The sequence below is a fragment of the Massilia sp. UYP34 genome, from assembly GCF_056279385.1.
Genome location: NZ_JBWBRF010000005.1, coordinates 135,587 through 157,406 on the forward strand (window position 1 = coordinate 135,587; position 21,820 = coordinate 157,406).

General features: G+C 68.4%; 19 protein-coding genes. 4 read left to right on the forward strand and 15 right to left on the reverse strand.

All coding sequences use genetic code 11. The annotated features are described in order from the left end of the window. The first annotated feature begins 43 nt into the window (after window positions 1-43). Together ACZ9AQ_RS11135 and ACZ9AQ_RS11140 are read left to right on the forward strand one after the other, a co-directional pair. A complete protein-coding gene (locus ACZ9AQ_RS11135; RefSeq protein WP_429204890.1) occupies window positions 44-208 on the forward strand; it encodes a hypothetical protein in 165 nt (54 codons plus the stop codon). Window positions 209-274: 66 nt separating this feature from the next. Further along, window positions 275-1,081, forward strand: coding sequence for an alpha/beta fold hydrolase (locus tag ACZ9AQ_RS11140; protein WP_429204891.1), 807 nt, complete (start codon window positions 275-277; stop codon window positions 1,079-1,081). 174 nt (window positions 1,082-1,255) lie between these two features. Here ACZ9AQ_RS11140 and ACZ9AQ_RS11145 read toward each other — a convergent pair whose 3' ends face one another. Beyond that, window positions 1,256-1,510, reverse strand: a complete 255-nt coding sequence (locus tag ACZ9AQ_RS11145; RefSeq protein ID WP_429204893.1) for a hypothetical protein — start codon at window positions 1,508-1,510, stop codon at window positions 1,256-1,258. A 146-nt stretch (window positions 1,511-1,656) separates the two neighbouring features. On the opposite strand from ACZ9AQ_RS11145, the gene dcd reads away from it, so the two are divergent. Further along, complete coding sequence (gene dcd, locus ACZ9AQ_RS11150; protein WP_429204894.1) at window positions 1,657-2,223, forward strand: dCTP deaminase; 567 nt, start codon at window positions 1,657-1,659, stop codon at window positions 2,221-2,223. Between the two features lie 151 nt (window positions 2,224-2,374). Here dcd and ACZ9AQ_RS11155 read toward each other — a convergent pair whose 3' ends face one another. The 12 genes from ACZ9AQ_RS11155 to wrbA all read right to left on the reverse strand — a co-directional run bounded on the left by ACZ9AQ_RS11155 (window position 2,375) and on the right by wrbA (window position 17,999). Then, window positions 2,375-4,633: an Orn/Lys/Arg family decarboxylase gene (locus ACZ9AQ_RS11155; RefSeq protein WP_429204896.1), complete on the reverse strand. Its 2,259-nt coding sequence runs from the start codon at window positions 4,631-4,633 to the stop codon at window positions 2,375-2,377. 238 nt (window positions 4,634-4,871) lie between these two features. Then, window positions 4,872-5,372, reverse strand: coding sequence for a dihydrofolate reductase (locus tag ACZ9AQ_RS11160; protein ID WP_429204898.1), 501 nt, complete (start codon window positions 5,370-5,372; stop codon window positions 4,872-4,874). Further along, on the reverse strand, window positions 5,369-6,163 hold the full coding sequence (locus ACZ9AQ_RS11165; RefSeq protein WP_429204899.1) for a thymidylate synthase: 795 nt from the start codon (window positions 6,161-6,163) through the stop codon (window positions 5,369-5,371). Before ACZ9AQ_RS11165 ends, ACZ9AQ_RS11160 begins: the two co-directional genes overlap by 4 nt. Window positions 6,164-6,192: 29 nt before the next feature. Next, window positions 6,193-7,308: a threonine aldolase family protein gene (locus ACZ9AQ_RS11170; protein ID WP_429204900.1), complete on the reverse strand. Its 1,116-nt coding sequence runs from the start codon at window positions 7,306-7,308 to the stop codon at window positions 6,193-6,195. An 85-nt stretch (window positions 7,309-7,393) separates the two neighbouring features. Beyond that, window positions 7,394-9,415, reverse strand: coding sequence for a methyl-accepting chemotaxis protein (locus ACZ9AQ_RS11175; protein ID WP_429204902.1), 2,022 nt, complete (start codon window positions 9,413-9,415; stop codon window positions 7,394-7,396). Between the two features lie 157 nt (window positions 9,416-9,572). After that, window positions 9,573-11,450: an ABC transporter transmembrane domain-containing protein gene (locus ACZ9AQ_RS11180; protein WP_429204904.1), complete on the reverse strand. Its 1,878-nt coding sequence runs from the start codon at window positions 11,448-11,450 to the stop codon at window positions 9,573-9,575. Between the two features lie 55 nt (window positions 11,451-11,505). Beyond that, window positions 11,506-12,594: a lipocalin-like domain-containing protein gene (locus tag ACZ9AQ_RS11185; protein WP_429204906.1), complete on the reverse strand. Its 1,089-nt coding sequence runs from the start codon at window positions 12,592-12,594 to the stop codon at window positions 11,506-11,508. After that, window positions 12,594-15,143, reverse strand: coding sequence for an FtsX-like permease family protein (locus tag ACZ9AQ_RS11190; protein WP_429204907.1), 2,550 nt, complete (start codon window positions 15,141-15,143; stop codon window positions 12,594-12,596). The genes ACZ9AQ_RS11185 and ACZ9AQ_RS11190 overlap by 1 nt, the downstream gene beginning before the upstream one ends. After that, window positions 15,131-15,559, reverse strand: a complete 429-nt coding sequence (locus ACZ9AQ_RS11195; RefSeq protein WP_429204909.1) for a DUF4124 domain-containing protein — start codon at window positions 15,557-15,559, stop codon at window positions 15,131-15,133. Before ACZ9AQ_RS11195 ends, ACZ9AQ_RS11190 begins: the two co-directional genes overlap by 13 nt. Window positions 15,560-15,572: 13 nt before the next feature. Next, entirely contained in the window at window positions 15,573-16,994 is a 1,422-nt protein-coding gene (locus ACZ9AQ_RS11200) for an FAD-binding oxidoreductase (RefSeq protein ID WP_429204910.1), read from the reverse strand. Continuing rightward, complete coding sequence (locus tag ACZ9AQ_RS11205) at window positions 16,987-17,388, reverse strand: DUF2069 domain-containing protein (protein ID WP_429204911.1); 402 nt, start codon at window positions 17,386-17,388, stop codon at window positions 16,987-16,989. The genes ACZ9AQ_RS11200 and ACZ9AQ_RS11205 overlap by 8 nt, the downstream gene beginning before the upstream one ends. Beyond that, complete coding sequence (gene wrbA / locus ACZ9AQ_RS11210; RefSeq protein WP_429204912.1) at window positions 17,388-17,999, reverse strand: NAD(P)H:quinone oxidoreductase; 612 nt, start codon at window positions 17,997-17,999, stop codon at window positions 17,388-17,390. Before wrbA ends, ACZ9AQ_RS11205 begins: the two co-directional genes overlap by 1 nt. A 71-nt stretch (window positions 18,000-18,070) precedes the next feature. On the opposite strand from wrbA, the gene ACZ9AQ_RS11215 reads away from it, so the two are divergent. Next, the gene (locus ACZ9AQ_RS11215) at window positions 18,071-19,468 is read left to right on the forward strand and encodes a YihY family inner membrane protein (protein WP_429204913.1); all 1,398 of its coding nucleotides are present in this window, start codon (window positions 18,071-18,073) and stop codon (window positions 19,466-19,468) included. Window positions 19,469-19,523: 55 nt separating this feature from the next. On the opposite strand, the gene ACZ9AQ_RS11220 is transcribed toward ACZ9AQ_RS11215, so the two are convergent. Together ACZ9AQ_RS11220 and ACZ9AQ_RS11225 are read right to left on the reverse strand one after the other, a co-directional pair. After that, window positions 19,524-20,348, reverse strand: coding sequence for an alpha/beta fold hydrolase (locus ACZ9AQ_RS11220; RefSeq protein WP_429204914.1), 825 nt, complete (start codon window positions 20,346-20,348; stop codon window positions 19,524-19,526). A 1-nt stretch (window position 20,349) separates the two neighbouring features. After that, window positions 20,350-21,660, reverse strand: coding sequence for an O-acetylhomoserine aminocarboxypropyltransferase (locus ACZ9AQ_RS11225; protein ID WP_476108123.1), 1,311 nt, complete (start codon window positions 21,658-21,660; stop codon window positions 20,350-20,352). Between the last annotated feature and the right edge of the window lie 160 nt (window positions 21,661-21,820).

Genomic DNA, 21,820 nt, shown 5'->3' on the forward strand with positions numbered 1-21,820 from the left:
CGCATGGCGCGGCTTTACCCGGATTTACCTCCTTGGGGCGGTCTTGCACCACCCGCCACACCACGCCGGCAGCGTGCACCACCTGGCGCGTATCGGTGACGCCAGCGGCGAGTTCTTTGGCGACGGCACGGCGCTGCAGATGGCGAGCGTAACAGGCAATGCGGCCAAGGGCCATACCGCCGGGCCGCTTGTAGGCGTTTCCTTCTAAAGGCGGACCGCCTGGCGGCACTGGACATTACAATGGGGCGCTCCTGCATTCGATCGCGCCCGCACCATGTCCAGACCCCTCCTTCATTTCGCCCACGGCAACAGCTACCCGGCCGGCACCTACAACCGCCTGCTGGCGCAGCTGCGCGAGCACTACGACGTGCGCACCCTTGACATGCACGGCCACGATCCGCGCCATCCGGTCGCCGACGGCTGGGGCGCGCTGGTCGACGAACTGGTCGAGCACCTGGAAGGCTACGGCCGGCCGGCGATCCTGGTCGGCCATTCGCTGGGCGGGATGCTGTGCATGCTGGCGGCCAAGCGCCGCCCCGACCTGGCGCGCTGCGTGGTGATGCTCGATTCGCCCGTGGTGGCGGGCTGGCGCGCGCTCGGCTGGCGTCTGGCGAAGCTGGCCGGCTGGGGCGAACGGCTGTCGCCGGCGCGCTTCGCGCGCAAGCGCCGCGAGCTGTGGCCCAGCCGCGACGCCGCCTACGCGCATTTCAGCGCCAAGCCGATCTTCCAGGCATGGGCCCCGGGCGCATTGGACGACTACCTGGAGCACGGCCTGGCGCCGCATCCGCAAGGGGTGACCCTGCGCTTCCGGCGCGACGTCGAGTCGGCCATCTACCAGACGCTCCCGCATCACATGGACGCCGTGATCCGCGAACCGTTCCCGGTGCCGGTCGGCTTTGTCGCCGGCACCCGCTCGGAAGAGATGCGCCAGGCCGGCATGGCCGCCACCCGCAAGCTGGTGGGCGAGAACCTGGTGATGATCGAAGGCGGCCACCTGTATCCGCTGGAGAAGCCGCAGGAGACGGCGCGCCTGGCGCACGCGATGATCGGGCGCCTGCTGGCCGCGCCTTCGCGGCCCTAAGTACTCACCCGTCAATAAATGTGTTTTTGGCTGCCAGAACCGGCGCGTTGCTGCGTTGGCTCCAGCTTGCAGTGCTCGCACTGCGGCGCAGTTCCCGCCTTGGACCGCATCGGCAAGCCGCACCTCCGGTTCTGTTTGCCAAAATTCACATTTATTTCCGGTTGAGTACTTAGCCTACTGGCGGTCGAGGGGCTTGGCCTGGTTGTCGAACGCGTCGCGCGCGTCGCGCGCGCCGACGGTCTTGACCGTGCGGTCGCCGCCGCCTTTTTTCGGGATGCGCGAGCCGGTCAGGGATTCATCGTCGACCCTGGCCGCGATGGCGGGCGCCGCTGCGGCCGGCGGCGTCGGCTGTTCGGTGGTCGGCGCGGTCGTGCATGCGGCGAGGGTCAGGACAAACACGCCGATCACGGCCCTGGTCAGGTGTTGCATGGGGATCTCCATCGAAGTGGGTAACTGATGGTATTCACAATTTCGCTCGTCCGCAATCTATATTGACAGGCCGGCCATCGGGGACCATCACCGGCGTTGCCATTTCGCGTAAAATCGCGGGATTTTCTCCCTGCTGGAAACCGACAATGACTATCAAGAGCGACAAATGGATCCGCCGCATGGCGGAAAGCACCGGCATGATCGAACCGTTCGAGCCGCAGCAGGTACGGGAGCAGGACGGCCGCCGCATCATCTCGTTCGGCACCTCCTCGTACGGCTACGACATCCGCTGCGCCGACGAATTCAAGGTGTTCACCAACATCAACAGCACCATCGTCGACCCGAAGAACTTCGATTCGAACTCCTTCGTCGACGTCAAGAGCGACGTCTGCATCATCCCGCCGAACTCGTTCGCGCTGGCGCGCACCATCGAGTACTTCCGCATCCCGCGCAACGTGCTGACCGTTTGCCTCGGCAAGTCGACCTACGCGCGCTGCGGCATCATCGTCAACGTGACGCCGTTCGAGCCGGAGTGGGAAGGCTACGTGACCCTCGAGTTCTCGAACACGACCCCGCTGCCGGCCAAGATCTACGCCGGCGAAGGCTGCGCCCAGGTGCTGTTCTTCGAAAGCGACGAAGTCTGCGAGACCTCGTACAAGGACCGTGGCGGCAAGTACCAGGGCCAGCGCGGCGTGACCCTGCCGAAGACCTGATCGTTGTTCTGGCATTCCTGGCGCGCCGCGCGCCAGGTGTCGCGGCGTCGGCGTCGCTGGTGTGCATGCTGCGACGAGACGCAAAGAAAAAGGCCCGGTATCGCTCCGGGCCTTTCGCGGCGGGTAGCGGCCCGCGCCGCTACGGACGCCGTCAGGCGTCCTGCATCACGCAATCGACGAAGTAGCCGCGCTTGCCGTCGACCTCGCGCTTGACCAGGCCGTGGACGTCGGTCTCGAAGCCCGGGAAGCGTTCATTGAAGTCGCGCGCGAAGCGCAGGTAGTCGACGATGGTCTTGTTGAAGCGCTCGCCCGGGATCAGGAGCGGGATGCCCGGCGGGTAGGGCGTCAGCAGGATCGCGGTGATGCGGCCTTCCAGCTCGTCGATCGCCACGCGCTCGATCTTGCGGTGCGCCATGTTGGCGAAGGCGTCCGACGGCTTCATGGCCGGGATCATGTCCGACAGGTACATCTCGGTGGTCAGGCGCGCCACGTCGCGCGACTTGTAGAAGCCGTGAATCTCGGTGCACAGGTCGCGCAGGCCGCGGGTCTCGTAGCGCGGGTTGGCCGAGGCGAACTGCGGCATCGCGCGCCACATCGGCTGGTTGCGGTCGTAGTCGTCCTTGAACTGCTGCAGCGCCGTCACCAGCGTGTTCCAGCGGCCCTTGGTGATGCCGATGGTGAACATGATGAAGAACGAGTACAGGCCGCACTTCTCGATGATGACGCCGTGCTCGGCCAGGTACTTGGTGACGATCGAGGCCGGGATGCCGGTCTCGCCGAAGTGGCCCGACAGGTCCAGGCCCGGGGTCACGATGGTGGCCTTGATCGGGTCGAGCATGTTGAAGCCCGGCGCCAGGTTGCCGAAACCGTGCCAGTTTTCTTCGGCGCGGATCATCCAGTCGTCCTGGGTGCCGATGCCTTCTTCCGAGAATTTATCCGGGCCCCAGACCTGGAACCACCAGTCGTCTCCGAAGTCCTCGTCGACCTTCTTCATCGCGCGGCGGAAGTCCAGCGCTTCCAGGATCGATTCCTCGACCAGGGCGGTACCGCCTGGCGCTTCCATCATGGCCGCGGCGACGTCGCACGAAGCGATGATCGAATACTGCGGCGAGGTCGAGGTGTGCATCAGGTAGGCCTCGTTGAAGGCATCCTGATCGAGCTTGACCGATTCGGATTCGCGCACCAGCACCTGCGACGCCTGCGACAGGCCGGCCAGCAGCTTGTGCGTCGACTGGGTCGAGAAGATCATCGACTCCTTGGCGCGCGGACGGTTCTGGCCGATCGCGTGCATGTTCTTGTAGAAGTCGTGGAAGGTCGCGTGCGGCAGCCAGGCTTCGTCGAAGTGGAGGGTGTCGATCTTCCCGTCCAGCATTTCGCGCAGGGTCTCGACGTTGTACACCACGCCGTCGTAGGTCGACTGGGTGATGGTGAGGATGCGCGGTTTCTTGTTGACGGCGTCGCGCGCGAACGGATTCGCCTCGATCTTGCGGGCGATCGATTCGGGCGTGAACTCTTCGAGCGGGATCGGGCCGATGATGCCCAGGTGGTTCCGGGTCGGCATCAGGAACACCGGGATCGCGCCGCACATGATGATCGAGTGCAGGATCGACTTGTGGCAGTTGCGGTCCACGACGACGATGTCGCCTGGCGCCACGGTCGAGTGCCACACCATCTTGTTCGAGGTGGAGGTGCCATTGGTCACGAAGTAGCAGTGGTCGGCGCTGTAGATGCGCGCGGCGTTGCGCTCGGACTTGGCCACCGGGCCGGTATGGTCGAGCAGCTGGCCCAGTTCCTCGACCGCGTTGCAGACGTCGGCGCGCAGCATGTTCTCGCCGAAGAACTGGTGGAACATCTGGCCGATCGGCGACTTCAGGAACGCCACGCCGCCCGAGTGGCCCGGGCAGTGCCACGAATAGGAGCCGTCGTAGGCGTAGTTGACCAGCGCCCGGAAGAACGGCGGCGCCAGGCTGTCCAGGTAGGCCTTGGCCTCGCGGATGATGTGGCGCGCCACGAATTCCGGGGTGTCCTCGAACATGTGGATGAAGCCGTGCAGCTCCTTCAGGACGTCGTTCGGAATGTGGCGGCTGGTGCGCGTCTCGCCATAGATATAGATCGGGATGTTGGCGTTCTTGTGACGGATTTCCTTCACGAAGGCGCGCAGGCCCGTCAGCGCGAAATCGGTCTCTTCGAGCGAGCCGCCGCCGAATTCCTCGTCGTCGATCGACAGGACGAAGGCCGATGCGCGCGATTGCTGCTGGGCGAACTGGGACAGGTCGCCGTAGCTGGTCACGCCGACCACCTCCATGCCTTCCTGTTCCATTGCGGCCGCCAGGGCGCGAATGCCGAGACCGGAGGTGTTCTCCGAGCGGAAGTCCTCATCGATGATGACGATAGGGAAACGAAATTTCATGGACAGCTCCAAAACGAAGCGCCGTGGAAGCGGCAGGTCCTCGGCGGATGGTTCCGACAGGAGCTGGCCGCCGCGCACGGCACCGTAGAAAAATGAGAAGCGGATTTTCGCAGAAAACACGGCTCCCGGTGCAAGTTTTTTTTGCTAGGTTAGCCACTGTCCCGCAAGGGTGGCGCACTCTAGCCGAGCCGGCGTCCGGCGCGCCGGATGCCCTTGGTGAGCAGCGTCGCCGCTGCGCTCACCGGGCGCCCTTGCGTTCGTAGGTCACGAAGGCATAGTCGAAACCCTGCTCGTCGGCGCGGTGGGTTTCGCGCGCGGTCTCGACCCACACGTCCGGGTCGATCGGCGGGAAGAAGGTATCGCAGCGGAAGGCGTGGTCGATGTGGGTGACGATCATGGCGTCGGCGACCTCCATCGCCTCAATGAATACCTGGGCCCCGCCGATGATGCTGGCCGGCTCGCCGTCCAGCAGCGCGATGGCGGCGTCGAGCGAGGCCGCGCTGTCGACGCCTTCGTGCGACCAGCCGGCATTGCGGGTGACCACGATGTTGCGGCGCTTGGGCAGCGGGCGCCCGATCGAGTCGAAGGTCTTGCGGCCCATGATGATCGGTTTGCCCAGGGTGACGCGCTTGAAGTGCGCCAGGTCGGCCGGCAGGTGCCAGGGCAGCTGGTTGTCCAGGCCGATGCCGTTGTTGGCGTCGACCGCGACCACGAGGGTCAGGTGGGGTGCGCTGTTCATACGGCCACCGGCGCCTTGATCGCGGGATGCGGATCGTAGCCCGTGATCTCGAAGTCCTCGAAGCGATAGTCGAACAGCGAGTCCGGCCGGCGCTTGATCTCGAGGCGCGGCAGCGCGCGGGTCTCGCGCGACAGCTGCAGCTCGACCTGTTCCATGTGGTTCGAATACAGGTGGCAGTCGCCGCCGGTCCAGACGAAGTCGCCCACTTCCAGGCCCGCCTGCTGGGCCATCATGTGGGTCAGGATCGCATACGAGGCGATGTTGAAGGGCACGCCCAGGAAGATGTCGGCGCTGCGCTGGTACAGCTGGCAGGACAGCTTGCCGTCGGCCACGTAGAACTGGAACAGGGCGTGGCAGGGCGGGAGTTTCATGGCCGGCACGTCGGCCACGTTCCAGGCCGAGACGATCATCCGGCGCGAGTCGGGCGTGGTGCGGATCTGGTCGAGCACCTGCGTGATCTGGTCGATGTGCGCGCCGGACGGCGTCGGCCAGCTGCGCCACTGATAGCCATAGACCGGACCGAGGTTGCCCTCGGCATCGGCCCATTCGTCCCAGATGGTCACGCCGTTGTCCTTCAGGTAGCCGATATTGGTCGAGCCCTGCAGGAACCAGATCAGTTCATGGATGATCGACTTCAGGTGCACCTTCTTGGTGGTCAGGAGCGGGAAGCCTTGCTGCAGGTCGAAGCGCATCTGGTAGCCGAACACCGAGCGGGTGCCGGTACCGGTGCGGTCGGTCTTGATGGCGCCATGCTCTTTCACATGGCGCATGAATTCGAGATATTGGCGCATTGCATTATGGGACTGGACAATCCGTCATTCTAGCATTCGGCGGGAGCGCTGTCCGCCAGTGCCGCGGCGAACCGCCGCAGCGCGTCATGCACCGCGGCGTCGGGCATCGACAGCAGGTTGTCGCCGACGTAGATCTCGATGACAGAGGACGCCGGCAGCGCGCCGTGCACGGCGCGGTTGAACATCCAGATGCCGTGTTCGCGCGCCAGCGCGTCGCGCACCGCCAGCGCGCGTTCGCGCTCCACCGGCAGGTGGATATGCAGCATGTTCGCCTGCGGCGCGGCGGGGTTGACGCGCAGTGCGGGATGCGCGCGCAAGGCCTGGTACAGGAAGCGGGTGCGCTCGAAATACGCGGGCATCGCCGCCAGCCGCGCGTCGAACTGCATGGCCGCCGCCACGACATAGGGCGAGCGGTGGATGACGTTGCCACCCTGGCGCCGCAACCACTCGGCGCAGCAGTCCACGAAGGAGCGGCTGCCGAGCAGCATGGCCCCGCCGAGCCCGCCGATGCCCTTGTACAGCGACACGTACACGGAATCGAAGCCGGCCGCGATCGTGGCCACGCCGCGGCCATAACCGGCCGCCGCCTCCCACAGGCGCGCGCCGTCCATGTGCAGGTGGATGCCGCGGGTGCGGCAGTGGCGCTTGATCGCCTCGAGCTCGTCCCAGTCAGTCAGCTGGCCGCCGATCTCGCGCATCGGTATTTCGAGGCCGACGGCGCCGAGGCGGTCCGGCACCGCGGCCAGGTCGGCATGAAGCCAGGGACGATGACGCTCGCCAACGGACAGCGCCTGGAAATGGTCCAGCAACTGGTAGTTGGAACGTTCGTGCACGAGGATGTGCGAGGTCGGATGCAGGGCCACCAGGCGGCTGCCCCCATTGGCGGCGAACTCGTGCGCCCCGAGGCGCAGCGCCGTGACCTGGGCCATGGTGCCGCTGATGCAGAACACGGCCGCCTCGAAGCCCAGCAGGGCAGCCACCTTGCGTTCGAAGTCCTGGAGCAGTTCGCCGTTGCCGTAGACGTCGTGCGCGACGTCGTGCTTGTCGCACCAGGCCGCCATGGCGGCGAACAGCTCGGCCGGGCGTTGCGGCCGATGGCCGGGAAAGATCGTGTGGCAGCGGCGCTGCAGGTCGGTGTCGGGCACGACGGGCTCCTGGAAGGCGAGCCCGTTACTGTACACCGCCGCCGGCGCGGTTCCAAGGACCGGCTGGCGGATTTTCAGAAGAACATCAGTTCTCGATCAGCGCGCGGCGACCGGGCGCGGCCAGCGCGGTGGTCTCGCGCTCGTCGGCCAGGTGGAAGCGCCGCACCGACTGCGCCAGCGCTTCGGCCTGCTCGTGCATGGCCTGGGCCGCGGCGCTGGCCTCTTCGACCAGGGCCGCGTTCTGCTGGGTCACGGTGTCCATCTCGACCACTGAGCGGTTGATTTCCTCGATGCCTTGGGTCTGCTCCTGGCTGGCGCTGCTGATCTCGGACATGATGTCGGTCACGCGCTGCACGCTGTCCAGCACTTCCTGCATCGTGACGCCGGCCTGGCCGACCAGCTGGCTGCCGGCATCGACTTCGCTGTTGGACGCCTCGATCAAGCTCTTGATTTCCTTGGCGGCGGCCGCCGAGCGCTGGGCCAGGTTGCGCACTTCGCTGGCGACGACCGCGAAGCCGCGGCCCTGTTCACCGGCGCGGGCCGCTTCCACGGCCGCGTTCAGCGCCAGGATATTGGTCTGGAACGCGATGCCGTCGATCACGCTGGTGATGTCGGAGATCTTGCGCGACGCCTGGGAAATCGAATCCATGCGCGCCACCACCTGCGACACCGTGCTGCCGCCTTTCTGGGCGACCTCGGAGGCGCTGCGGGCCAGCTGGTCGGCCTGGCGCGCATTGTCGGCGTTCTGGCGCACGGTCGTGGTCAGCTGGTCCATCGACGAGGCGGTGGTGGCCAGGCTCGCCGCCTGTTCCTCGGTGCGGCTGCACAGGTCCAGGTTGCCGCTCGAAATCTGTTGCGAGGCGGTGGCGATGTGCTCGGCGCCGTCGCGCACCTGGCCGACCACGCTCGACAGGCGTGCGCCGATCTCGTTGATGGCGCCGGTAAGGCGGCCGATCTCGTCGTCGCGGCGCGCCTTGACCTGGGCGGTCAGGTCGCCGTCGGCGATGCGGGTGGCGACCGCCTGCACCTCGGCCAGCGGACGGGTGACGGTGGCGCGCACCAGGAAGTACAGCACGCTGGCCAGCACGGCCAGCGCCAGCAGGCCGAACAGGATGTAGCGGTTGCGCAGTTCGGTGGCGGCGGCGGTGATCTCGTCGCGGTAGGTGCCGCCGGCGATGACCCAGTTCCAGTCCTTCATCTCCGAATAGGCCGCGAACTTTTCGCGCGCGCTGTTCTCGCCCGGATTCTTCCAGTCGTAGTTGATCGTGCCTTCCTTCTTCTCGAGGATTTCCTTGATGAAGGGATGGCCGTCGGCCGACTGGCTGTCGAGGATGTTCTCGCCTTCCTTGCTCGGGTGGACGATCAGGTCGCCATAGGTCTTCGGCGCCGACGACAGCACGTAGAAGTAGCCGGTCTCGCCGACCTTGACGGCGCTGATGCGCTCCTTGAGTGCGGCCACGTCGGGGGTGATGTCGACCCCGACGTAGAGCGCGCCGACGACCTTGCCGGCCGCGTCGCGCACCGGCTCGTACTGGGTAATGAACTGCTTGCCGAACAGCGTGGTCAGGCCCACGTAGTTGCGCCCGGCGCGCAGCGCTTGATAGGCCGGCGAGGCCTTGTCTAGGGCAGTGCCCACCGCGCGCTCGCCGTTCTCCTTCTTGACCGACGTCGTCACGCGCACGAAGTCCTCGCCGGTGACGGCGAAGATGGTGGCGTTGCCGCCGGTGCGTTCTGTGAACGCGTCCGGTGCGCTGAAGTCGAGATTGAGCGGTTTGCCGGCCACGCTCAGGGTCGGCACCTGGCGTCCGCCGATGTCGACGGTGGTCGCTTCGTCCAGCGCGAAGTCGCCCGGCAGGCCGGCGTGGAAGATGCGACCGAAGCTGACCGCCTGGCTGCTGACGGTCCGGTTGAACAGGTCGACGGTGCTGGCGACCCCGTGCAGTTCGTTCCTCACGCTGTCGACGGCGCGCCGCTCGAGCATGCCGGAGGTCAGGACGGTGATGGTCGCGATCAGGGCGGCAATGATGGCGCCGGCAAGCAAAAAGGTGACGACGCTGATGCGCGTCCCAACATTCCAGGTGGCAGTTCTAAATTTGCGGTTGCTCATTGAATGTGCGGAAAAAGTAGAGAGATATTAGACGCGATAATACCCCGCTAAGTTTTCGCACCGCAACAATTAGTGAGTTATGGAATGACTTTGGGTGTCCCTGTAACAACAGCTTGTCGGCTTGCTACGTATTGCTACGGATTGCCTTATGCGGGTGTCATGCGGCCACCGGCGCGTGGGTCTGGAATTGCAGCGCGGCCAGGTTGGCATACACGCCATGCAGCGCGATCAGCTCGGCGTGGGTGCCGGATTCGACGATTCGCCCTTCGTCCAGCACGATGATGCGGTCGGCCCGTTGCACCGTCGCCAGGCGGTGGGCGATGATGATGGTGGTGCGGCCGACCATCGCGGCTTCGAGCGCGCGCTGCACCAGGCGTTCGGATTCGGCGTCGAGCGCGCTGGTGGCTTCGTCCAGCAGCAGCAGCGGCGGGTTCTTGAGCAGGGCGCGCGCGATCGCAATGCGCTGGCGCTGCCCGCCCGACAGGCGCACCCCGCGCTCGCCCAGGAACGACGCATAGCCCTGCGGCAGGCGCTCGATGAAATCGTGGGCCGCGGCCATCCGCGCCGCCGCGATCACCTCGTCGTCGCTGGCGTCCGGGCGGCCATAGCGGATGTTTTCCATGGCGTCGAGCGAGAAGATCACGGTGTCCTGCGGCACGATGCCGACCGCGCCGCGCAGCGTCTGCAGCGCCAGGTCGCGCACGTCGACGCTATCGAGGCGGATGCTGCCCGCCTGCGGATCGTAGAAGCGCAGCAGCAGCTGGAACAGGGTGGTCTTGCCGGCGCCGGAAGGGCCGACCACGGCCACCGTCTCGCCGGGGCGGATGTCGAGCGTCAGGTGCGACAGGGCGGCTTCGTCCAGGCGCGACGGATAGGCGAAGGTCACGTCGTCGAGCGTCACGCGCGCGCCGCCGTCCGTGCCTTCGGTACGTGCAGGCAGCGCCCTGGGCTGCAGCGGATCCTGGATCTCGGAGCGCGCGCCGAGCAGCTCGAGCAGGCGTTCGGTGGCGCCGGCGGCGCGCTGGGCGTCGCCCATCACTTCCGACAGGGCGCCGACCGAGCCGGCCACGATGCCGGCGTACAGGATGAACTGGCCCAGGTCGCCGCCGGTCATGGTTCCTTCGAGCACGGCGTGGGCGCCGAGCCAGAGCACGAACACGATGGCGCCGAACACCAGCACAATGGCCAGCATGGTCAGCGTGGCGCGCGCGCGGATGCGCCGCATCGCGGTGGCGAAGGCGCCTTCGACTTCCCTCGAGAAGCGGCCCGATTCGTGGGCTTCGCGGGTAAACGCCTGCACGGTCGGCATCGCGTTCAGGATCTCGCCGGCCACCGCCGAGGCGTCGGCGATGCGGTCCTGCGAATCGCGCGAGAGCTTGCGCACGCGGCGTCCGAACAGCACGATCGGCAGCACCACCAGCACCAGGAGGCCCAGGATGATGGAGGAAAGGCGCGGGCTGGTCACGAACAGCATCACCAGGCCGCCAAAGAACAGCAGGGTGTTGCGCAGCGCCAGCGAGATGCTGGTGCCGACCACGGTCTGGATCAGCGTGGTGTCGGTGGTCAGGCGCGACAGCACTTCGCCGGTGCGGGTGGTCTCGAAGAATTCGGGGCTCTGGCGCACCACGTGGCCGTAGACGCTGCTCCTGATGTCGGCGGTGACGCGCTCGCCCAGCCAGGAGACCATGTAGAAGCGCGCCGCGGTGGCCACCGCGAGCACCGCGGCCACGCCGAACAGGGCCAGGAAGGTGGCGTTGATGTGTTCCAGGCTGCCGCCTTCGATCGCGGCGCCGGCCGCGCTGGTGGCCGCGCTGGTGCCAGATGCGGCGCCGGCCGCGCCGAAGCCCATGTCGATCATTTGCTTGAAGGCCGCGGGGATCGCCAGGGTGGCGCCGGCGGCGAACAGCAGCGCGACGCCGGCCAGCAGGAACTGGCGGCGGTAGGGACGCAGGAAGGGGCCGAGGCCCCTGAGGGTGGCCAGGCTGCTCTTGCTGGATGGCTCTGGGTCGGTCTTGCCGGTGTTACGGACGGTCATCGTGTTCTGGCGTGTCGGTCATTTTGTGTCGGTTGTTCTTGTTGCCGATGTCTGGTCAAAGCTTCATGGGCTGCACATAGCCGGTCATCTCGAGGTAGCCGCGGCCCACCCGGCGGCCGTTCTGCTGGATCGTGACCGCGCCCTCCCAGTACACGGCGCCGGTCGAGCGGCGCGAGTCGAGTTCCTGGTCTTGCTGCAGCGGCACCACCTGCCAGCTCTGGCCGCCCGTGGTGATCGTGGTCGCGATCGGATACGTGGCGCCGGTGCGCGGCGACTTCCAGTGCGTTTGCGGCGTGAAGGTGATCTGCTCGGGCGCGTAGTGCACCACCTTGCCGGCCTTGTCGCGCCGGGTGGCGTGCGCCCATAGTTTACCACCTTGACGGTCACGGATCTGGAAAGCCATCAGGGCCCCGCCGTCGTCGAGGTTGGCGCCGACCCAATCCCAGCCCACGGCGTCGGGCTGCAGCGCCTCGCTCGACCATTCGTGATCGAGCCATGCGCTGCCGGTCACTTGCGTCGCTGCCATGCCCGCGCGCCCGACCGTGCCGGACACCTCCAGGTGCGGTTCGCTGTAGTAATAGCTCGCGTGTTGGGCGCTGGGTCCCTTGCGCGAATAGCCGCCCTGGCCCTGCACCAGCACCGGCTGGGTCGGGCGCAGGCGCAGTTCGAGCGTGAGCTGGTTGGAGCGGATGGTGACGCGGTAGACGCCGCTTGCGTCGCGGACCATGCGCCAGTCGTCCAGTTTCAGGTCGGTGTTGCCGGGCCGGGCCCAGGCCATGCTGAAACCCTCGCGCGCGCTGCGCTCGTCGTGCACCAGGCGGCCGACCTGGGGATCGGACAGCGCCGCGTGGCCGATCACCAGCTGGCGCGGCGCGAAGTGGCTCGGGTTGGCGTTATCAACGCCGGTGCGGGTGCGAAAGAACGTGACCTGAAAGCCAAGCGGACGCTTGTCGGGCGTCTCGACCCAGCCGGTGACGTACCACCATTCGGTGCGAAATTCCGGATGGGCCCCGTAGTCGCGCGGGAACGTCAGACCGGCGCCGGGCGTGACCGGCGCATAAGCGGGCAACTGGGTCGGCCCCTGCGCATGGGCCGACAGCGACAACAGCGACAACAGCAACAACAAACTCGATACAAGATGCATTACCAATCCTCTCTGACCGCGCGCACCGGACCGCCGGACAATGCCTGGCGTCCCGAGACCAGCGCGGTGGCACATGACGCCGCGACCAGCACCGCGGCCACGCTGCCGAGCAGGGGCCAGGGCAGGTGCAAACCCATGGTCCAGTGAAAGGACTGCGGGTTGATCACGTACACCAGGATCAGGCTGATTACCAGCCCGAGCGCGAAACCGGCGACGACGCCGAGGCTTGTCAGCAGTCCACCCTCGAAGGCGAGCAGCTGCAATATCTGGCGCCGGGTGACGCCGACGTGGCGCAGCATACCGAATTCTCGCGCCCTTGCCAAAGTCTGGGCCGAAAAACTGGCCGCGATGCCCGACAGGCCGATCGCGATCGCGATCGCTTCGAGCAGGTAAGTGACGGCAAAGCTGCGGTCGAAGATCCTGAGGCTCGTGGCGCGGATCTCGCCGGGCCGCATCGGGTTCAGGGATGCTCCGAACGGCAGCGCGCGCAAGCTGCCCTCCAGCGTCGCCGGGTCCACGCCGCGCGCGGCCCACAGGGCGGCGTCGGTGACGTCGCGCTCGCCCGTCAGGCGCCGGTAGTCGTGCAGCTGGATCACCACCGAGCCGGCCTGGTTGGCGTAGTCGCGCCAGACGCCGGCGACGAAGAACTCGGCCTGTGCGCCGCCCAGGGGCAGGGCCAGGCGCTGGCCGACGCGGGCGCCGTACAGGTCGAGCATCGCTTCCGACACCCAGGCCGGACGGGCGCCTGCCGGGATCGCCGCGGTGGCGCCGACCAGGTACAGCAGGCGCGCGGGATCGCTGGCGTCGATGTCGCGGGCGATGACGACGACCGGCGGCCGTTCGGGCGAGAGTGACACGCGCCGGGTGCGCAGGAACTGGACTTTCTCGACCCCGGGCAGGTTCGCCAGGGCCTGCTGCTGCTCGCCGCTCAGGAAGCCGGTGCCGCCGGCATCGACCGTGCGCACGTACAGGTCGGCCGGCAGGATGTGGCCCATCCACTCGTCGACCGACACCCGGAAGCTCGACACCATGATCCCCATCGCCACCATCAGGCTGAAGCTGGCCAGGATGCCGCCCAGGGCAATCGAGGCCTGGCCCGGGGCGTTGGCCAGGCGCGCGAGCGACAGCGCCAGCACCGCCGGGCTGCGCTTGCGCCGCGCGAGCGCGGCGTCGAGCGCGCGGAAGGTGAGCGCCGCGAAGCGCGGCATCAGGCCGATGCCGCCGACCAGCAGCAGGGCGATCGCCAGGTAGCCGAACAGCGGCAGCTCGAACACCGGCGGCGCGAAGGCGAACAGCGCGGCCAGCCCCAGGCACGCGAGCGAGGGCCAGACCCGCGCCAGGCGCGTGAGCGGCGCCTCGTCGGCGCCGGACTTGATGGCCACCGCCGGGCGTGCGCGCGCCGCCTCCCAGGCCGGCGCCAGGCAGCCGAGCAGGGCCACGCCCAGGCCCAGCCCGAAGAATACAAAGGCGGCGCCGGGCGTGAACGCAACCTGCGGGCGGATGCCGGGGAAGTAGCCGGCGCCCAGGTCGCCGCCGAAGAAATGCAGCGCGGCGGCGGCCAGCGCATAGCCGGCGCCGATGCCGAGCAGCGCGCCGAGCACGCCCAGGCTGCCGCCTTCGAGCAGCACCTGGCGCAGCAACTGGCCGCGTTCGAGGCCCAGCACCCGCAGCAGCGCGAACTGGCTGCGCCGCCGCATCACCGACAGCGCCTGGGTCGAAAACACGAGGAAGGCGCCGGTAAACAGTGCCACCAGCGCCAGCACGGTGAGGTTGACGCGGTAGGCGCGGCTCATGTTGGCGGTGCGGCTTTCCTGTTCGGCGTCGTTCGGCTGGCCGACCGTGAAGCGGCCTGGCCAGCGGCGCTCGAGTTCTGCGGCGAGGCCGCGCTGGAAGGCGGCGCGGTCGACGCCGTCGCGCAACTTGAGGTCGACCCGCGACAGCTGGCCCAGCCGGTTGAGCCGCCACTGGGCGGCGCCGATGTCCATCACCGCCAGGCGCTGGCCGGCGCGCGCGCGCTGGACCGGCCCGGCTACGCGCAGGGTCACTACCCCGGTGCCGGTGCGCAGTAGCAGGGCGTCGCCGCGCTGCTTGTTCAGCCAGGCCTCGGCCGCCGGCGACAGGAACAGCGCGTCGTCGGCCAGGATGTCGAGCCGGCGCCCGGCGCCCGTCACCCCGAGCAGGTCGGGAGAGATCGCGCCGGCGCGGAAAGGATCGATGCCGATGACGCGCAGTGGCCCTTCGGCTCCCGGCACGCCGGCCTGGACCTCGAGGATGGGCGAGGCCAGCGCCACCTCGGGATGTTCGGCCAGGAAGGGATAGACGGATTCGTCGAACAGCGGCTCGCGGCCTTGCACCTGGATGTCGGCCTGGCCCGACAAGCTCTTGACCGCGGCCGAGAATTCGTTGAAGGCGGCGGCGTTGATCAGGTGGATGGCGAAGCCCATCGCCACGCCAACGGCGATCGCCGCGATGGCGACCAGCGCCCGCACCGGATGCGCGCGCCACTCGCCGAGCAACAGCCAGCGGGACAGCCGGTTCAGGCCGGGCATTCCACCGCCAGCGTCTCGGCCTGGCGCCGCGCCTTGATCCGCGCCGCCTCGCGGGCGGCCGCGTCGGTTCGCGCCAGGTCTTCCTCCAGCCACCGGCGCTGCAGGCGCAGCTTGTCGCAGCGCTTGCGCAGGGCCAGCGCCGCGCGCCGGGCGCGTTCGGCGTCGCGCTCGTCGAGTAGCGCCCGCTCGGCGCGCTGCTTGTCTATCTCGAGGGCCATGTCGCGCGCACGATCCAGGCGCGCCAGCGTCTCGGGATCGGGCGGCTGCGCGGCGCGCACCGGCAACTCGGCGCCGGCGCGCGGGCAGGGGCGGTCGGCGTAGGTCACGCGGCCGCCCTCAAGACACTTGTAGATGGCGCCGGCGGCGTGCGCCGGGCACAGGATGCAGGCCGTGGCGACGATAAGCAAGCGTAACATGCGCGGCTCCCGGTCATAGAATCTTCCCGGGATTCATGATGCCGAGCGGGTCGAGCGCGGCTTTGATGGCACGCATCATGCCGAGTTCGACCGGCGACTTGTAGCGCACCAGTTCTTCGCGCTTGAGCATGCCGATGCCGTGCTCGGCCGAGATCGAGCCGCCGACCTGCGCAACCAGGTCGTGCACGATGCGGTTGACGGCTTCCTGGTGCGCCAGGAAGGCGTCAATCGCCTCCCCGGCTGGCGCGGCCACGTTGTAGTGCAGGTTGCCGTCGCCCAGGTGGCCGAAGGTGACCGGCCGGCAGCCGGGAAAGGCCTGTTGCAGCGCGGCGTCGGCGCGCGCGATGAAGTCGGGGATGCGCGACACCGCCAGCGAGATGTCGTGCTTGATGTTCTTGCCGGCCGCCGCCTGCGCCGGCGGGATGTGTTCGCGCAGCCGCCACAGATCCATTGCCTGCTGGTGCGAGGTCGCGACCACGGCGTCGCGCGCCGCGCCGGACTCGAGCGCCTCGCCGATGCTCGACTCCAGTAGCGCCTGGGCGTGGGCGTCGGATTCATTGCTCGATAGTTCGACCAGGGCATATTGTGGATGCTGCTGCGCGAACGGCCGCGGCAGCGCGGGAAATTGCGCCGCCACCAGGCCCAGGCAAAAGGCGGACATCAGCTCGAAGCCGGTGAGCGACGCCCCGCAGCGCGCCTGCAGCAGGCCGAGCAGCTCTACGGCCTGGCGCGGCGAGTCGAGGGCGACCAGGGCCGTGAGCGCGGCGCGCGGCGCCGGATACAGCGTCAGCACCGCCGCCGTGATCACGCCCAGCGTGCCCTCGGCGCCGATGAAGAGATCGCGCAGCGCGTAGCCGGTGTTGTCCTTGCGCAGGCCGCGCAAGCCATCCCAGACCTCGCCCTGGGCGTTGACGACTTCCAGGCCCAGGCACAGCGCGCGGGCGTTGCCGTAGCGCAGGACGGCGGTGCCGCCGGCATTGGTCGACAGGTTGCCGCCGATCGTGCAGCTGCCTTCGGCCGCCAACGACAGCGGAAACAGCATCCCGGCGGCGCTGGCCGCCGCCTGCACGTCGGCCAGGATGCAGCCGGCCTCGGCTGTCATGGTGCGGTTCAGGGGATCGATGGCGCGGATGCGGTTCAGGCGCCGCAGCGACAGGACGATGGCGTGGCCCGAGGTGTCCGGAACGCTCCCCATGACGAGGCCGGTGCGGCCGCCTTGCGGGACCAGGGGCACGCGCGCCGCGGCGCAGGCGGCGACGATGGCGGCCACTTGCGCGGTGTCAGAGGGCAGGACCACCGCCCGGCCGCTTCCGCTGTAGCGGCCGCGCCAGTCCGCCATGAAGGGCGCCATCGCCACGGCGTCGGTCACGACGTAAGCGTCGCCGACGATCGCGCGGCAGCGCGCCAGCAGCGCATCGACTCGCGGTTCAGCCATGCGGTACTTTGACCTTGTCCAGCAATTCCTTGGCCAGGCGCTGCGCCTCTTTCTTGTAGGGACGCAGGTAGAGCAGGGCGCAGAAGTAGTACACCACGACCAGCACGATCTCGCCGATGGCCATGTGGCGCGAGGTCGCACTCTGGTCGGCCCAGGCGCGCACGACGCCTTCGGCAAAATAGATCAGGACCAGCATCGACGACCATTGCAGCGTGTACAGGTCGCGCTTGATGACGCCGCGCAGCGGCAACAACAGGGGCAAGGCCTTCAGCGCCAGCAGCCAGCTGCCTGGCTGCAGCGGCGCCACGAAGACTTCCCAGGCGACCAGCCAGCCGATCAGCCAGATCAGGCTGGCGATCGCCCCTACGTGAAAGACTTTTTTCCCTGTTCCCATCAGCGGCTTCCCTGCAGTTTCAGGGCCGCCTCTGCCAGGCGGCGACCGAGCGCAATCGCCAGCGTACGCTCTTCTTCGGTGACGGGGCGCTTGCCATCGACGCCGGCCCAATGGGTCGCGCCGTAGGGGCTGCCGCCGCTGGCGGTGTTCATCAATTCGGGATGGGTATACGGCAGGCCCAGCACCATCATCCCGTGGTGCAGCAAGGGGATCATCATCGACAGCAGGGTCGCCTCCTGGCCGCCGTGCAGGCTGCCGGTGGACGCGAAGACCGCCGCCGGCTTGCCGGACAGCGTACCATTGACCCATTCGGTGGCGGTGCCATCGAGGAAGTATTTCATGCTCGCCGCCATATTGCCGAAGCGCGTAGGCGAGCCCAGCGCCAGGCCGGCGCATTCGCGCAGGTCGTCATGGTCGACGTAGGGCGAGCCCTGGTCGGGAATCCCGGGTGCGGTCGCTTCGGCCACCGACGACACCGGCGGCACGGTGCGCAGCCGGGCCTCGGCCCCCGGCACGCTGTCGACGCCCTGGGCGATCAGCTCGGCCAGCCTGCGCGTGGCGCCATGGCGCGAATAATAGAGGACGAGGATGCTCAGTGGGGTCATGTTCATCCTTGGTATTATAGTGCGCTTTGTTGAAATGACATGCTGGCGACGATGACGAATACGGTGAATCCAACACCATGCTGAACAAGACGGTTGACCGGGCGCCGCATGCCGGCGCCGAGTTCGCGGGGAGCGGCGCCGGGCGCGGCCTGACCTGGCCTGAAGCGCGCGACCTGGTGCGCTTCGCCGCGCGTCGCCTGCGCGAAGAGCGCCTGCCGCAAGTGGCGGGCAGCCTGACGTTCACCACGACGCTGGCCCTGGTGCCTCTGCTCACCATCGTGCTGGCCATTTTTACGATGTTCCCGGCCTTCGGCCAGGTGCGCGGGATGATCGACGCCTGGTTCGTGCAGAACCTGATGCCCAAGGCGATCGCCAGCACCATCAGCGGCAACCTGACCCATTTCGCCGACCAGGCCAAGGGCCTGTCGGCGCTCGGCGGGGTGGCGCTGCTGTTCACCACGGCTGCCACGATGAGCCTGATCGAGCGCGTGTTCAACCAGATCTGGAGCGTGCGCCTGCCGCGTCCGCTGGCCCAGCGCCTGCTGGTCTACTGGGCATTGCTGACGCTGGGGCCGGCGTTGTTCGGCCTGTCGATCAGCTTTACGTCGCAACTGGTGGACGTGACCGGCGGCCTGGAGCAGGACGCCTCCGTACTCGGCACCCTGTTCTTCACCGTGGCCTCGGTGGCGGTGACCACCGCCGGCTATACCCTGCTGTACGTCATGGTGCCGAACTGCAAAGTGGCGTGGCGCGACGCCTTCTGGGGCGCGCTGGCCGCGGCGCTCGCCTTCGAGATCGCCAAGCGCGGCTTCGGCCTGTTCATCCGCCAGTTCCCGACCTACGCCATCATCTACGGCGCGCTGGCGGCGCTGCCCTTGTTCCTGGTGTGGATCTACGTGACCTGGATGATCACGCTGGTCGGCGCGGTATTGACGGCGGCGCTGCCGGTGGTCAAGCACGAGCGCTGGTGGTATCAGCCGGCGCCGGGCGGCGCTTTCGTCGACGCGATGTCGGTGCTCAAGGTGTTGTACGGCAGCGCGAAGCTGAGCGGCAATGCGCTGGTGGCCAGCAGCACGATCCGCGATCACACCCGGATCGGCTACGACGAACTGGGTCGCCTGCTGGACCGCATGGTGGGCGCGGGCTGGGTCGGCCGGGTGCAGGACGACGCCCGGACGCGGGCCGGCTGGCGTTTCAACCGTCGCGGCAACCAGGAGAACTGGGTGCTGCTGGCCGATCCGGCCAGCCTGCGCCTGGCCGACGTCTACCGGTTGTTCGTGTTCGATTGGGCGGCGGCGGAAAGCGCGCAGCGCGAAGACGGCGAACCGGACACGGCGCTGGCGCTCGACGTCGGCGACCTGGCGCGCCGGGTCGAGGACGCGGTCGAGGCGGGGCTGGAACGGACGCTGGCGGCGCACTTCGGCGACCCCGAAGTGGCCGTGGTGGCGGACATCGAGGCGCGCGCCGGCCACTGAGCCTGCCGGCCGGCATGCGCGGCCGTGGCCTGCGCCTGCCGTGGCAACAGCAGCGTCAGCCTGTCGCCTGAACCGGGTGAGCATCTGCGGCCAAGCGCAGCAGGGCGTCGAGGACCGCGTCCGGCGCTTCGCTCATCATCGCGTGGCCGGCGTCCACCCCGACGACCCGGGCGTGCTTGACCGCGCCGGTCAGCGACTGCGCCGCGCGCGGCGGCGTCATCACGTCTTTCCTGCCCTGCACGAACAGCGTCGGGCAGGCCACCGAGGCCGCCGCCTCGCCATTGGCGTAGGCGTTGCAGGCGGCGAAATCCGTATGCAACAGCTGCGGCGCGCCGCGCGCCGCCATGCGCTGCATCAGGCGCCGCGCGGTGTTGTGCACCGAAACGCCCGGACCGGCGCGGGAAGGGCCGGGCAGCCAGGCCGCATGCGACCAGGCGGCGACCATGTCGATCGCCGCGTCCTGCCCGGTGCGCGCGGCTTCGAGCAGCGCGTCCGACACCCGCATCGGAAAGGCGGCGCCCAGCAGCGCCAGGCCGCCCACGCGCTGCGGCGCGCGGTGGGCCGCCTCCAGCGCGATGAGCGCGCCCATGCTGTGCCCGGCCAGCAGCGCGCGGCCGGCGCCGGCCGCGTCGAGCAGGGCGAGCACCCAGGCGGTCATGGTCTCGACCGTGGGCAAGGGTGGGCCGCTGCTGCGGCCGTGTCCCGGCAGGTCCGGCGCCAGCACCGCGTAGCCGCGATGGGCCAGGGCGCGGCTCTGCCAGGCCCAGACGGAGTGATCGTTCTGCGCGCCGTGGATCAGCACGACGGCCGGCAGGCTGGGGTCGAATGCCTTGCCGCCGGTGTGGCAGTAGGCCTGCAGGCCGTGGACGTCGAGCAGCATCTCAGGCCCCCTTGGCGGCCAGCTTCAGGCCGCGCTTGAGGTCGTCGATCAGGTCGTCCGGGTCTTCCAGCCCAACCGACAGGCGCAGCAGGCCTTCGGTGACGCCGCCCGCCGCCAGCTGCGCGGCCGGCACGCGGGCATGGGTGGTCGAGGCCGGATGAAGGACGAGCGACCTGGCGTCGCCCACGTGCGCCAGGTGCGAGAACACCTGCAGGCCGTCGGCGAAGCGGCGGCCCGCCGCGCGGTCGCCCTTCAGTTCGAAGGCGAGGACGGCGCCGCAGCCTTTCGGCAGCAGGCGCCGCGCCAGCGCATGGTCGGGGTGCGATTCCAGTTCCGGGTAGGAGACCGACGCCACCATCGGCTGCGCGGCCAGGAAGGCGGCCACACGGCGCGCGTTGGCGACGTGGCGCTCCATGCGCAGGCCGAGCGTCTCGATGCCCTGCAGGATCGCGAAGGCGTTGTGCGGGCTCATTGCGGCGCCGAAGTCGCGCAGGCCTTCGCGCCGCGCGCGCAGCGCGAAGGCGCCGACGGTCGACGCTTCGCTGAACACCATGCCATGCAGGCGTTCAACCGGCTCGCACAGGGTGGCGAAGCGGCTGCTGCGTTCATGCGCCGCCTGCCAGTCGAAGGTGCCGCCATCGACCAGCAGGCCGCCGATGGCGGTGCCGTGGCCGCACAGGAATTCGGTGGCCGAGTGGAACAGCAGGTCGGCGCCAAGGTCGAAGGGGCGCTGCAGGTAGGGTGTGGCGAAGGTCGCGTCGATCATCAGCGGCAGGTCGTGCGTGTGACCGAGTTCGGCGATCGCCGGGATGTCGAGCACGTCGATGCCGGGGCCGCCCAGCGCTGCGCCGAACAGCAGCCGGGTCGAAGGCCTGATCGCGGCGCGCCAGGCAGCGAGATCGCGCGGATCGACGAAGGTGGTCTCGACGCCGAACCTGCGCAGGGTATGGGCCAGCAGGTCGCGCGCGCTGCCGTGCAGCGCGCGCGAGGCCACGATATGGTCGCCGGCGCCGGCCAGCGTGCTCAATCCGAGGTGCATGGCCGCCTGGCCGCTGGCGGTGGCGATGCCGGCCACCCCGCCTTCGAGCGCCGCGACGCGTTCTTCCAGCACCGCATTGGTCGGATTCGAGATGCCGGCGTCTGCATGGCCGGCCTGCTCCATATTGAACAGCGCCGCGCCATGGCCGGCGTCGCGCAAGGCGAACGAGGACGTGAAATGGATCGGCGTGGCGCGCGCGCCGCTGGCGGGGTCCGGGGCGCTGCCCGCGTGCAGGGACAGGGTGTCGAAACCGGGAGGTCGGGGACCGCTCATGCTGGACTCGCATCAGTGAAGATTGGGCATCCTAGCAGTTACGCGCCTTTGCGCAATCTGCGCTGCACCATCTCGTTGCCGAGCGCGCACCATGATGCAGCGCAACGCTGGATTTTTTGGCGGGCATAGGCTACAGTCGGTGTTATGCCTTATACAAAAT

Coding starts and splice junctions, on each gene's coding strand:
- ACZ9AQ_RS11140 (WP_429204891.1), top strand. CDS start 275: ATGTCCAGACCCCTCCTTCATTTCGCCCACGGCAACAGCTACCCGGCC.
- ACZ9AQ_RS11145 (WP_429204893.1), bottom strand. CDS start 1,510: ATGCAACACCTGACCAGGGCCGTGATCGGCGTGTTTGTCCTGACCCTC.
- dcd (WP_429204894.1), top strand. CDS start 1,657: ATGACTATCAAGAGCGACAAATGGATCCGCCGCATGGCGGAAAGCACC.
- ACZ9AQ_RS11155 (WP_429204896.1), bottom strand. CDS start 4,633: ATGAAATTTCGTTTCCCTATCGTCATCATCGATGAGGACTTCCGCTCG.
- ACZ9AQ_RS11160 (WP_429204898.1), bottom strand. CDS start 5,372: ATGAACAGCGCACCCCACCTGACCCTCGTGGTCGCGGTCGACGCCAAC.
- ACZ9AQ_RS11165 (WP_429204899.1), bottom strand. CDS start 6,163: ATGCGCCAATATCTCGAATTCATGCGCCATGTGAAAGAGCATGGCGCC.
- ACZ9AQ_RS11175 (WP_429204902.1), bottom strand. CDS start 9,415: ATGAGCAACCGCAAATTTAGAACTGCCACCTGGAATGTTGGGACGCGC.
- ACZ9AQ_RS11180 (WP_429204904.1), bottom strand. CDS start 11,450: ATGACCGTCCGTAACACCGGCAAGACCGACCCAGAGCCATCCAGCAAG.
- ACZ9AQ_RS11185 (WP_429204906.1), bottom strand. CDS start 12,594: ATGCATCTTGTATCGAGTTTGTTGTTGCTGTTGTCGCTGTTGTCGCTG.
- ACZ9AQ_RS11190 (WP_429204907.1), bottom strand. CDS start 15,143: ATGCCCGGCCTGAACCGGCTGTCCCGCTGGCTGTTGCTCGGCGAGTGG.
- ACZ9AQ_RS11195 (WP_429204909.1), bottom strand. CDS start 15,559: ATGTTACGCTTGCTTATCGTCGCCACGGCCTGCATCCTGTGCCCGGCG.
- ACZ9AQ_RS11200 (WP_429204910.1), bottom strand. CDS start 16,994: ATGGCTGAACCGCGAGTCGATGCGCTGCTGGCGCGCTGCCGCGCGATC.
- ACZ9AQ_RS11205 (WP_429204911.1), bottom strand. CDS start 17,388: ATGGGAACAGGGAAAAAAGTCTTTCACGTAGGGGCGATCGCCAGCCTG.
- wrbA (WP_429204912.1), bottom strand. CDS start 17,999: ATGAACATGACCCCACTGAGCATCCTCGTCCTCTATTATTCGCGCCAT.
- ACZ9AQ_RS11215 (WP_429204913.1), top strand. CDS start 18,071: ATGCTGAACAAGACGGTTGACCGGGCGCCGCATGCCGGCGCCGAGTTC.
- ACZ9AQ_RS11220 (WP_429204914.1), bottom strand. CDS start 20,348: ATGCTGCTCGACGTCCACGGCCTGCAGGCCTACTGCCACACCGGCGGC.
- ACZ9AQ_RS11225 (WP_476108123.1), bottom strand. CDS start 21,660: ATGAGCGGTCCCCGACCTCCCGGTTTCGACACCCTGTCCCTGCACGCG.